Origin of the sequence: Marinoscillum pacificum (assembly GCF_024714495.1) — a bacterium.
Taxonomy (GTDB): Bacteria; Bacteroidota; Bacteroidia; order Cytophagales; family Cyclobacteriaceae; genus Marinoscillum; species Marinoscillum pacificum.
Genome location: NZ_JAMZMJ010000001.1, coordinates 911,054 through 923,281, shown reverse-complemented (window position 1 = coordinate 923,281; position 12,228 = coordinate 911,054). Strand labels below are relative to the sequence as shown.

General features: G+C 39.5%; 11 protein-coding genes and 1 tRNA gene. 3 read left to right on the top strand and 9 right to left on the bottom strand.

Features of this window, described 5'->3' with window-relative positions; translation table 11 throughout:
- Positions 1 to 173 precede the first annotated feature (173 nt).
- From era to NXS00_RS03920, 4 genes are all read right to left on the bottom strand, one after another.
- A complete protein-coding gene (gene era / locus NXS00_RS03935; protein ID WP_258097808.1) occupies positions 174 to 1,055 on the bottom strand; it encodes a GTPase Era in 882 nt (293 codons plus the stop codon).
- A 51-nt stretch (positions 1,056 to 1,106) separates the two neighbouring features.
- Positions 1,107 to 1,802: a class I SAM-dependent methyltransferase gene (locus tag NXS00_RS03930; protein WP_258097807.1), complete on the bottom strand. Its 696-nt coding sequence runs from the start codon at positions 1,800 to 1,802 to the stop codon at positions 1,107 to 1,109.
- Positions 1,803 to 1,964: 162 nt separating this feature from the next.
- The gene (locus tag NXS00_RS03925; protein WP_258097806.1) at positions 1,965 to 2,999 is read right to left on the bottom strand and encodes a T9SS type A sorting domain-containing protein; all 1,035 of its coding nucleotides are present in this window, start codon (positions 2,997 to 2,999) and stop codon (positions 1,965 to 1,967) included.
- 425 nt (positions 3,000 to 3,424) lie between these two features.
- Positions 3,425 to 3,497, bottom strand: a tRNA-Met gene (locus NXS00_RS03920).
- A 203-nt stretch (positions 3,498 to 3,700) separates the two neighbouring features.
- Between NXS00_RS03920 and NXS00_RS03915 the strand changes: the two genes are divergently transcribed.
- Positions 3,701 to 3,826: a hypothetical protein gene (locus NXS00_RS03915; RefSeq protein ID WP_258097805.1), complete on the top strand. Its 126-nt coding sequence runs from the start codon at positions 3,701 to 3,703 to the stop codon at positions 3,824 to 3,826.
- On the opposite strand, the gene NXS00_RS03910 is transcribed toward NXS00_RS03915, so the two are convergent.
- The 5 genes from NXS00_RS03910 to NXS00_RS03890 form a co-directional block, all read right to left on the bottom strand.
- Complete coding sequence (locus tag NXS00_RS03910; RefSeq protein WP_258097804.1) at positions 3,827 to 5,131, bottom strand: TolC family protein; 1,305 nt, start codon at positions 5,129 to 5,131, stop codon at positions 3,827 to 3,829. It abuts the gene before it with no gap.
- The gene (locus NXS00_RS03905) at positions 5,128 to 8,187 is read right to left on the bottom strand and encodes an efflux RND transporter permease subunit (RefSeq protein ID WP_258097803.1); all 3,060 of its coding nucleotides are present in this window, start codon (positions 8,185 to 8,187) and stop codon (positions 5,128 to 5,130) included. The genes NXS00_RS03910 and NXS00_RS03905 overlap by 4 nt, the downstream gene beginning before the upstream one ends.
- A gap of 2 nt (positions 8,188 to 8,189) precedes the next feature.
- Entirely contained in the window at positions 8,190 to 9,251 is a 1,062-nt protein-coding gene (locus NXS00_RS03900; RefSeq protein WP_258097802.1) for an efflux RND transporter periplasmic adaptor subunit, read from the bottom strand.
- Positions 9,252 to 9,511: 260 nt separating this feature from the next.
- Positions 9,512 to 9,922 (bottom strand): hypothetical protein, encoded by a 411-nt coding sequence (locus NXS00_RS03895; RefSeq protein ID WP_258097801.1) that lies wholly within the window; start codon positions 9,920 to 9,922, stop codon positions 9,512 to 9,514.
- Positions 9,923 to 9,959: 37 nt separating this feature from the next.
- Positions 9,960 to 10,937 (bottom strand): hypothetical protein, encoded by a 978-nt coding sequence (locus tag NXS00_RS03890; RefSeq protein WP_258097800.1) that lies wholly within the window; start codon positions 10,935 to 10,937, stop codon positions 9,960 to 9,962.
- A 96-nt stretch (positions 10,938 to 11,033) separates the two neighbouring features.
- Between NXS00_RS03890 and NXS00_RS03885 the strand changes: the two genes are divergently transcribed.
- Both NXS00_RS03885 and NXS00_RS03880 read left to right on the top strand, forming a co-directional pair.
- Positions 11,034 to 11,615, top strand: coding sequence for a hypothetical protein (locus NXS00_RS03885; RefSeq protein WP_258097799.1), 582 nt, complete (start codon positions 11,034 to 11,036; stop codon positions 11,613 to 11,615).
- Between the two features lie 104 nt (positions 11,616 to 11,719).
- Complete coding sequence (locus NXS00_RS03880; RefSeq protein ID WP_258097798.1) at positions 11,720 to 12,226, top strand: Panacea domain-containing protein; 507 nt, start codon at positions 11,720 to 11,722, stop codon at positions 12,224 to 12,226.
- Positions 12,227 to 12,228 lie beyond the last annotated feature (2 nt).

The window sequence follows — 12,228 nt, the reverse complement described above, 5'->3', positions numbered from 1 at the left end:
GAATTTTCGATGCTTTGCGCACGAAAAATACGTACCTAAAATAGGTGAGATGCTTAGTTTTTATCGATGAGATTCGGCTAATCAAAGCTATTTATGACATTCGTCAGGAATAGTCTGTCAGACGGAGCGTATAAGCTGATAATTATCATAATTAATTTTATCCCTAAATTTGCCTAATAGCCGAAGCGTTTTAGCTTTTGGTCATCTTTTCTCCAGTCCTTTTCTACTTTTACAAAAGTTTCTAGATGAACCTGTTTGCCGAAGAAGTCTTCCATTTCTTTGCGACTGTCGATGCCAAGTTTTTTGATTCCATCACCCTTTTTCCCGATGATGATACCTTTTTGAGTAGTTCGCTCCACATATATCTCTGCTGCAATTCTTATGATGGATTCATCTTCTTTGAAAGAGGTTACTACCACTTCACTGCTATAGGGGATTTCTTGTTTGTAGTTTAGGAAAATCTTTTCTCTGATGATCTCTGCAGCAATAAACCGCTCTGATTTATCAGTGAGCTCATCTTCTGGGAAATAGGGGGGATGGTGAGGTAATAATTCTAAAATTCGCTTTTCTAATTCTTCGACACCTTCGCCTGTCGCAGCAGAAAAGGTAATTGGATCCAACCAATCATATTGTTCTTTCCAGTAATTGATTTTATCAATAACCTGAGAACCCTTAGCCAGATCTGTCTTGTTGATTGCGAAAATCAACGGAATTTCTGTATGTCTGGCCATTTCCAGCCAGGTTTCATGATCATTTTTTTCTCCGAGCTCCACCATGAAAAGGATGATGTCTGCATCTTCCAGAGACTTCTTGACGAAGCCCATCATTCGCTCTTGCAGCTTGTAACTAGGGTCTAAGGTTCCTGGAGTGTCGGAATAGACAATTTGATGATCCTCAGTCGTAATTATCCCAAATATTCTGTGCCTGGTGGTTTGTGCTCGATTAGTTACAATAGAGATGCGTTCACCTGTTAGTTGGTTCATTAATGTGGACTTACCTACATTGGGTTTGCCCATAATCGTTACAAATCCGGCTTTGAAATCAGGGTTATTCATTAGACAAATTTCGGTAAAATATTTTTGTTCTTCTGCTAGATGTTGAATGGCTTATTTATTGGTGATTCTGGCAAGATATTGATCATTTTCATCGGTATACAATACCTCTAGTTCCATTCCAGCTTCATTGACTTCATTTTGTAAGGTTTCCTGATCTACGTAGACCCAGTCAAACCAGTCGCCTTTCTCTTTTCGGTATTCATACTGGTATCGAATGTTTCCAAAGTACTCTTCGTCTGGCGTCAATTCATCATCTTCGTACAAATAGCTTATGTCTGACGAGTCTACCAGTATTTGTCCTCCTGGATTGAGCATTTTTGATAAGGATTTAAGTACACTTTGTACATTGGAAAGCCTTCCAGCTATTCCTAGTCCATTCATCAATAGGAGGAGGGTATCATACGTTTTATTGTGCTGTCTATAATCTTGCTCGATAACGTGTTTGACACCTGACTGACGCATCACCTCTACACAAGCCGGAGAATTTTCAAGAGCATACACCTTAAAGTCTCTAGCTTGAAGCATCAAGGCATGTGCACCAGCACCAGCACCGATATCCAATACTGTTCCCTGACATTCTATCAAAGCCAGGTTTTCTAAAACGGAAAGATCTTCCTCTTCTCTAAAGAAAACCTCTACAGGCATTTCTTCTGTGTCTCCATAGGAGGTATGCAGGAATAATTTGGCGACCGGTTTATTCTGATAAAAGTCCCTAATTGCGCGTCCGTGAATGTCTTTTAATGCCATGCTTGATATAATACTGTCGCGAAGATAGCTGCTTCTTCGTTATTGAGTTTTTACTTTTAGTAAAGACTAAAAAGAGTTAGCTATATCTCTAACAGAGAAAAGAATACCTGGAAAAGCTTTGAAATGGCTCTTAAAAGAAAGTTTTATAGATGCTTGTAAGGATTACTTTTTGGCAAGTCTTGTTTTCAGTAATTGATCGTTTTTAGTACTCACAAGTAAATAGGTTCCTTTCTGTAAATTGTTGAATATGCTGGTTAAATCCTTTTCTATCCAGTAGGTGGTTGTTTGTTCTCTTTTGGAAATGATCTGCCCATTTAGATCGTAGAGGATATAGTTCGTTAGTTCGTTATCTATATGTACTTCATTCCCTATTGGATTGGGATATATTTTTAATGATTCAGGTGCTGCTAAGGACTTTTTCAAGACTTCATGTTCAATTAGAATGATTTTAGAGTACTCTGATTGACCATCGTAATCTTGTTGTTTCAATCTGTAATAAGTACCTGTTTGCGTGGCTTTATCTTCGAATTTGTAATGTAAAAGCTCATTGGAGTCACCATTTCCGATTACAAAACCTATTGAGTCGAATCTATACCCTTCAATGCTTCTTTCGATTATAAAACCATAGTTATTTTGCTCAGACGCTGTTGACCACTGAAGGATGTTGTTATTATCGTCGGAATACCCCTCAAAATTTACCAATTCTACAGGAAGAGGGTTGCTGGCAGTTGCAGGCCAGGCAGTTTCGCTGCTAGAGGTGAATGAACCTATTTGTTCGCCACAGTTTGAGCTACACCAATCTCCTGACCAAAAAGTGTCGCCATTTACGGAAATAAAATGAGTATCTCCTCCGAATGCTGTTCCGTCATTAACACTACCACCTGGAGTAATAAAAACTGCCGAATTGGCCCCTGTAAATGTTAGGCTTCCATAATTGGGGCAGTAACCACATGTGGATTCCATTACAAGTGTGCCTTGAACTATTAAAATAGAATTATCTAAGGTGTGGTCTGAGCCAGGTACAGTGACGGTTACTCCTTCAGGTATTAATATTATCTGATCGTTTCCAGGTACTCCAGCTGGAGTCCAGGTATCGGAGTTGTTCCAATTTCCGTTGCTGGCTGTTTTGTCGGCTTGACTGAGCGCAATACTGGACATATACAGTAATGCACAGGTTAAAAAAATGTATTTAAGCATGAAAGTTAGGTTGTTATGAAACAATGTCATATTAGCAACCAACCTTCTGCAATTTTAGACTATAGCGTTGTGGGAGAATAATTATTTTGGATGAAAGGGATGATTAATTAGATGAAGTTGGAATTTTAAATCAGGAGGTTGAATTGAGATGATAAAAATGAATAAGCCGGAGTTTAATTTTTGGAAAATAGTCAGATTAGAAACTTACCTCAAAGTACTCTAATATCCCTTCATGTAGTAGTAATTTCCATGCTGTTAAATCCAAAGCACTTTTTGAAAGCTAAATCAGATTATTCTGATATTCTATACAGATTCTCGGATTGATCCCATAGCTATCGGGACTAACCTGTGATCTTCTAATTTTTCTCTTTTTTAAAAAAAAAGACATAAAAAAAGCCTCAGAAACTAATCTGAGGCTTATCTAGTAGCGGGAACAGGACTCGAACCTGTGACCTTCGGGTTATGAGCCCGACGAGCTACCAACTGCTCCATCCCGCGATATAATTTTCTCTAACTTTTACTAAGTTTTTCTTGCTAATTCATAACTTCAACAAGCTTTTCTGATCGTTTTCAGAACCCTTAGCTCCGTTAGGGGATTGCAAAAGTAGTAAGACTTTTTACAATAGCAAACTGTTGTCTAAAAATATTTGAAATAGTTTTTAGTGAATAACATTAGACAACCTTAATCCGTTTAATAACTTATGAAAATTCAATTGACAACTGATCAGTTGAAACTGCTTACTGCAGCAGCTGATCGTGTTGGTCTTACGGTAAATGAATACATTTCCAAGGCCATCATCGACCATTTAGAGAGACGTGTGAAGTAATTACTTCACAATCTCTCCTGTTAATCTCATCAATTCTATTTCTGCGATTTTTGCTGTGTTCAATGCTTCCAGATGTCTGATTTGTGCATCTACGGCATTATTCTGTGCCTCACGAATTTCCAACGGATTGGATTTACCTACTCGGTAACGCTCCAGCGCAATGTTGACGTTTTCTTCTGCCACTTCCAGATTTTGTGTTTCTAACTCCGCTAGCTCCACCGCATTCTGATAAGTTAGGAAAGCCGACCGAACAGAAGTTAACAGTATGCTCTTGGATCGCTCGTAATTCGTTTGAGCATACTCAGATGATATTTTGGCATTCTGGATCTGTCTGGATTGATTCATTCCATCAAACAGTGTCACAGATGCTGAAAGTCCGTAGTTCCATCCGTTGGTTTGATTACTGAGAAGGAAACCTGCTTCAGACTGTGATTGTGCATAGTTGTAGCCTAAGTTGAAATCCAATGAGGGCATACGGCCTCTTTCTAACTCTTTTGTGGAAAGAATAGACGTTTCTCGCATCATTTGTATGGATTGAAGATCAGGATTTTGCCCTAAGGCCAACTCTTCAGCTTGCTCTTTGGTGAGCATCATTTGAAGGTCATAACTAAATGATAGGTTCACTTCATCAAGTGACTGTTCTGTTCCAATAATTTGCTGTAATTCGTACAATCGAACTGCAATTACTTCTTTTTGCTTTACATAGGCTGATTGATCAGAGTTAAAATCAACTTGAGCTTGTAAATATTCTAGTTTACTAGCTTTACCGACTTCATACTTGTCTTTACTGATCTTTACCCGCTCTTCAGATAGCTCCAGATTGCTTTTGAGTAGCTTCAGGCGCTCTTGTTCTAACGCCGCGTTGTAAAAGGCTTTCATCACATTGGAAAGCGTTAGCTGTATTTGTGACTTGTAGATAGATTCGTTGGTTCGTGAGATCTGTTCAAGTCGACCTTTCGTTGCAAACATTTTCAAACCATCAAACAATGTCCAGTTCAAGCTTACACCCGCATTCGTGGAGGTTGATTCAGCTCCTTTTCGAGATTGTCCATCTCCTGAAGCGAATTCAAGTTCTGCGTTTTGAATGGTTTTACTGGTGCTAGCAGAAGCTATAACAGTGGGTAAAAAACCTGCATTTCCGATGGTATTGTTATTCTCTGCAATTTCCAGGTTGTAGCTTTCTAACTTGATCTCAAAGCTTTCTTCCAAAGCCATAGCCACCGCCTCTTGTTGGGTCAGCGTGGTGTCAGCCTGCTGAGGTGAAGGTGCAACTAATGAAATAAGTAGTAGTATTGATTTAATCATGCTCGGGCAACTCGTTTAGACTTGCTAGTTAAAAAGGTATATATCGCTGGAATTACGAATAAGGTTAGGAACGTAGCAATGATCATTCCACCAACTACGGCAATACCCATTGATACTCTACTTTCAGCACCTGCTCCAAGCGCCAGTGCTATTGGAAGAATACCCAAAATGGTAGATAAACTGGTCATCAAAATAGGTCTGAATCGCATTTTGGCAGCACCTTTAATGGATTCCATTATGGACATGTCTTGCGCTTTGCGCTGATTAGCAAATTCCACTATCAGGATTCCATTTTTGGTAACCAAACCGATCAACATGATCATCCCAATTTGTGAGAATATGTTGAGTGTCTCGTTGAAATACCAAAGCGTGAGTAGCGCACCAGACAATGCCAGAGGTACCGTAAACATAATGATCAATGGATCCCTGAAACTCTCAAATTGTGCGGCTAGTACCAAATAAATCAATAGAAGTGCTAGAGCAAACGCAAAGTATAAGTTTCCGGAACTTTCCTGGTATTCCAAAGATGATCCGGAAAGAGCAGTTTGGAATCGATCATCAAGAACCTCATCCGCTATCGCATACATTTCATCTAGTCCCTGACCTAGGGTAAATCCGTTGGCTAAACTAGCGGATACTGTTGCTGATGTGAATCGGTTGTAGTGATATAGCTGAGGAGGAGTGGAGCGTTCTTCTAGTGATATGAGATTGTCCATTTGGACTAATTCTCCACTTCCTGACTTTATGTAAATGGATTTTAGATCCAAAGGCTCATTACGGTCGGCACGCTCTAATTGTCCAATCACATAGTACTGCTTGCCGTTCATGATAAAGTAACCAAAACGGTTACCACTCAAGCTGAGTTGAAGCGTTTGAGCAATGTCTCGCACGGATACGCCCATGCTTCTTGCTTTTTCTCTATCTATTCTTACCCCTAGTTCAGGTTTGTTGAACTTAAGGTTCAAATCCACAAAGTCAAAAGCTGGACTTGCATTGGCTTTTTCAAGGAACTCAGGAAGTACCTCTTTCAAGTCTTCTAATTGTCGAGCCTGGAGAACGAAACTCACCGGCAAACCACCTCTTCGGTTACCAATGGACTCTGGCTCTACCACGAATGCCCTCGCTTTCGTATTGGCCGCAACCTGTGGTTTAATAATTTCTACAATCTGATGCTGAGTTCGAGCTCTGTCCTGTGCGTCAGTTAGTTTAGCGATAATGAATGCTGAGTTAACAGCTCCAGCACCAGAGAAACCTGGGGAGGTAATGGTGATTATAGAATTGGCTTCAGGAACTTCATCTTCCACGAGTTGGTTGATTTCCTTCACATAGTTGTCCATATATTCGAAGGTGGCTCCTTCAGGGCCTGTAGCGATGACTCTAAATACTCCTCTATCTTCTAAAGGAGACAGTTCTGAGGGGACCAGTTGAACAAACAGATAGATCAATCCAACAGCTGCTACTATGATCACGCCCGAGATCCAACGGTTGCCCATGAATCCATCTAAGGCATCATTATAAATTTGATTAAGCCAAACGAAGAAGGGTTCAGTCTTTTCGTAAAACCATTGTTTCTTCTCACGCTTCTTCAACATTTTGCTAGAGAGCATTGGTGTTAAAGTCAATGCCACAAAAGATGAAATGATAACCGCCACTGCCACGGTAATCCCAAACTCTCGGAATAGACGCCCTGTTAGTCCTTGTAGGAATACAATAGGAAAGAATACGGATGTCAAAGCTACTGTGGTAGAGATAACTGCAAAGAAGATCTCATTCGTACCTTTTTTACCTGCTTCTTCAGGGTCCATTCCATCTTCTATCTTGGTATAGATGTTTTCCAAAACCACAATGGCATCATCTACCACCAATCCAATGGCGAGAACAATTCCTAACAATGTCAAAACATTGATAGAGAAGTCCAGGAAGTACATCACAAAGAAGGAGCCAATCAAAGAAATAGGTACAGTAATGACAGGAATGAAAGTGGTTCTCCAGTCTCTTAAGAAAAAGAAAATGATCAACACGACCAATCCGAATGCTACGAAGATGGTTTGTTGCACTTCGTTGATGGATTCACTGATGTATTCCGTATTGTCAAAAGCGATTTCGGTATTGATATCTTCAGGGATATTGCGCTGTAAGGATTCCAGGCGCTTGTAGAACTCTTCAGCAATTTCCAGGTTATTAGATCCAGGCTGTGGTACAATCGCGTTCAGTACCATGGGAATGCTGTTGTTCCTGAGCATGGTTCGATCATTCTCTGGATACAATTCTGCTCTTCCAATATCACGGAATCTCACTATGTCGTCATTGCTTTCTCTGATAATCAGACTGTTGAATTCTTCTGGCGAAGACAAACGACCAAACGTACGTACAGTTAACTCTGTAGAGGAGCCTTCTACACGTCCAGACGGTAATTCTATGTTTTGTGATTGAACGGCGTTTAGAACGTCCAAAGGAGTCAAACTGTAAGCAGCTAACCTATCCGGATCCATCCAGAGACGCATACTGTATTTCTTTTCGCCCCAAATCCGTACTTCACTGACACCAGGGATTGTTTGGAAAGTCTCTTTGAAGATGTTATCCGCAATCTCTGTCATTTCTAACAGGTTTCGCTTTTCTGAGTAAATCCTCAAAGCGATGATCGGTTGAGAATCAGCATCTGCTTTCGTCACAATAGGAGGGTCTGCATCTGGAGGTAGGTTTCCGAGCGCTCTAGAAACTTTGTCTCTTACGTCATTGGCGGCAGTTTCCAAATTGGTTTCCAACCCGAACTCCACGGTAATATTGCTTCTACCATCTGCACTGATAGATGAGAGTGTTTTAATCCCATCAATACCATTGATTGACTCTTCCAGAGGTTCAGTAATTTGTGTCTCAATGACATCCGCACTGGCACCAGTATAGGAGGTAGAAACCGTAATTACTGGAGGGTCAACACTTGGGTATTCACGAACTCCTAAGAAGTTAAAGCCAATTACACCGAATAGCATAATGATGATCGACATCACTATGGCTAATACGGGTCTTTCAATACTTATATTCGATAGACTAGCCATGATTAATCGATGTTAACGTTGACAGCTGATCCTTGATTGATTTGTAAAATACCAGAGGTAATTACCGTATCTCCAGGAGCGATACCTGTTAATACTTGCAATTCTTCTTCTGTACGAATACCAGTGGTTACTGATTGAGAGTTGACGGTGCCATTTTTATATAGGTAGAGCTTTTTACCGTTCAGTTCAGGTATTACAGCGATAGTAGGTACCATCATAGCATCTGAGATTGTCTCTAATATAAGGTTGATTCTTGCGAATTGTCCAGGATACAGTTTTGCGTACTTATTGGATGCCTTTGCTCTCACTTTTAGACTTCTCGTTTGCGGGTCTATTTGTGGTTCAATGGCGTATATGGTTCCTTTGAATGTTTCGTCATACGCATCTACGGTAAATGTTAGCGAATCTCCAGCATTCACCATAGAGATGTATTTACTAGGGATAGAAAATTCGATCTTCACGGGATCGATTTTATAGAGGTCAGCGATTCTTGCTCCAGGATTCAAATAACTTCCTTCAGAAACGTCTCTAAGACCAATAACGCCATCAAATGGGGCTCGAATGCGGTGTTTGTCCAAACGAGCCTGCATCACTTTGATTTCAGCAACAGTGGTATTGAGTGTGGTTAATGAAGTTTCATATTCTTCACGTGAGATCGCTTCTTTATCTAGAAGCTGCTTTTGGCGGAACTCACTATCTTCGTTGAGTTTTCTGGTATACTGCAGTTTTTCTATTTCCGCGACTACCTCTTCATCATTCAATTTGATCAAGAGATCTCCTTTTTTTACTTTCTCTCCTTCATTGAAGTAGATTTTTTCCACTTTTCCAGCGACTTCACTATTCAGAACTACTGATTCATCTGCAAGGATGCTACCCGTAATGCTAACTTGATTTTTAAGCTCTACTCGTGATACAATCTTCGCATCTACTGTTAGTGTTTTTGATTGTGGAGAAGCGGTAACTGCCGCCGCAGGATCATCAGTTGGAAGTTTTGGATAGATGATAATCCCAAGAATTACTAATACGATGACGGTGTATAGAATTCTCTTGGCTGTTTTGTTCATAATTGGTTATTTGGTTCACTGAAGAAATGCCACAGATATTGAATAGGGGTGATTCTCCACAATCAAATCTAAGGGTCTTCACCATAAATTCTTGGTGAATGTTGAGCAGTCTTAGATATTTTGTGATGAAAGGTGTTTATCTCGTATGGTCATTGTGTCTTTTGGACAATTATGACATTCTATAAGAGCTCAATGGAAATGAACGATGCATGTTTGCTACTAGGCCTGAAGGGAATGTAAGTTGTTTGTGAATGTTCCGATTACTCCTTTGTTAATCTAAATCCTTCAATGCCACCATCTTGTAAGTCTCTGCTCATGTTAATGGTTTCATCGATTAGTTCATATCGGTAGGTGCCAGTCATGATCCTCTTCCATTGACTTTTTTCAACCGCATTAAATCCATTTGTCAAACTCACCTGATTGCCATCAACAGTGAATTGACCCATAAAAACGGAGTGATGTACAGAGTCTTCAGAATGACCAGTGTAATTTCCTAAATCAAACTCCACGGTAAGCGCAATTGGGAGTTGTCGTGTGGTAGGTGTGGATATGTAGTAATAACCAGTGTAAGTGCCTCCAAAAGATGGCTCATAGTCTTCATCTTCACTACAGGAGATTAAACCAAGCAAGAGTACGATGTAAAAGAGTTTTTTGGATAGGAATTTGGTCATTGTACTAATAGACGTAAAATACAAGGTAATGGTTGGATCAATCGATGGGATTAATTTTACCTTGGAGCCAGCTTCCATATCCTAGATTCAAATCAATGCCCGTTTTAGCTTCAATATCGATTAGTGCATTTCTTAATTCGATTGAGCGAATGTGGATGTTGGCTCTCAATTGGTCAGCATGCTCAAGGTTTGCTTTTTTTAAGGGATGAATGATTCCATAGCTGTGCTCTTTTCTGTCTGATTTAACAGTAATGTACCAATCTTCAATAATGGCAAAGTGATAGGGGTTTAGTTGTCCATTATCAATTGCCGCAAGTAACTTTGGTCTAATTGCAGGGTATAATTGATCTTGTTGTTGATACTCAGGGGACAAAGAGTTGTGATGACTGAGAATAGTGGAAGACCAGACGCTGTTGCCAATGAGCTTCTCGCCTGGATAACCATGTAAATCTATGATTTCATTGAGTTGATTTAGATGCTTCTCAGAGATGTTAACGGCTTTTTCTTCTATGAATTTGTTTTTGGCTTTTTCTGACGGTTTGAAGAGATAGGAGAAAGCCATTTTTTGATCTTCCTTGAATAGCTCCTTTACAACACTTCTTAAGGAATCATTAATCCTATACAAATAGTCCAATCTCAAAGATTCATAATTGAACTCAAGATCTATCCATCTTGGGTTTTTCTTTAACCGTTTCAGAAGCTCATGATCTTTTATTTCATCCAATGTCCATCCATTGGCTACACCAAGTCCCAGGTAGTCAAAGGCTCTGTATTCATCTCCTAAATGTGCGGCAATTTGTGCGGCAATTTTGTATTCTTTTAAAAAGACAAAGTCATAGTGCTCAAAGAGTTGGTCATAGCTGTCGAGAGCACTTTCATATTGATCTTGCGAAATCAGCTGTTCTATTGCTAATACTTGTTGGTGGTATTGTGTGTAATTTTTTGATTGGGCGGAAACAGATAGTACCCATACTATGATCAAGTAAAAGTGTGCTGATCTGATAAAAAGTTTCATAAGAACATACTAAGCTGAATCTAAATTTAGCAAATATTGAAGCTAAGTGTAACTTTTAGCGGGTATTCGTGTCATTCTATCACTAAATAATGATTTATGGCCAAGTTATTTGCAAGGCTTATTAAGCCAACAAGTATCTTTCTTGGGTTGACATTTTTCGGAGCAGGAATGGCTAAACTTTACTTTCAGCATAGGTATTTTGGGTGGATAGGACCTGTTTGGCTGGAGGAGAGGCTTGAGCCTTATCAACTAGGTCTGTATGCTCGATTTATTGCCTATTCTCAGGTAATTATCGGATACCTGATGTTGACACTGAGGTTTCGATTGTTAGGAGCAATAATGGCAATGCCTCTAATTGTGAACATTTTGATGGTCACCATCTCACAACACTGGTCCGGAACACCATATGTTCTTTCGATCTTATTGGCGATGAACCTTTATTTGCTCATTATGGAAGGAGGGTGGTTACTTCCATTGCTTGGTATAGCTCCAAAGGCCATCTGGCCAGTGACACTAAGGAATTGGAAGGGTCATCTAATTTGGATGGTTGGATTGATGCTAAATCTTGCTAGCATATCCGTTTCATTTTATCAGGTCTATGCGGCGTGGGGGATCAGTCTATTAGGAATCACCTTAAGTTTTATCTCATTTAGATTAGATAAAATTCAGAACACTTAAAATGATATTATTTTTATAAAAAATGTAATTTTAGTAATAACATTATTTGCAAATAATTTGCTCTTGCTGTATATTTATTTTCCATTTCCAGCTTAAGACAAAATATGAATAGTGCCCTATCAATCGCTCATTATTTAGTCCGTGAATCAATCCGGAATAATATTCAATTAACTGCTTTTAAAGTCGAATTTATGGTATGTTTCGCTCATGGATGGCATTTGGCCATTGATGGCAGACCATTGATCGATGAACCACTTAAGGCATATCGGCATGGACCAGTGATCGAATCTGTCCATAAGTTTTATGGAAAGGTAAAGCGGATTGAAACGACAGTTAATGAGGACATGATTGATTGCTTAAAAGAACAAGATCGAGAATTTTTGGATGGTATATTAGTGTATTATGGACATTTGAATGAACTTGAAATGCAATCATTATGCATCGAGGAGGGGACTCCGTGGTTTGCTACCTACAAAAAAAGTTCTGGTGCCTTGGTCATTGAAGATCAACGAATAAAAGTGCACTACAAGCTCCTTCACGTTTCTCATCCTGAATTTTGTGACTTAGATGACCCTATAAGTATCATGGCGACAGAAACAAATAACCACTAAGG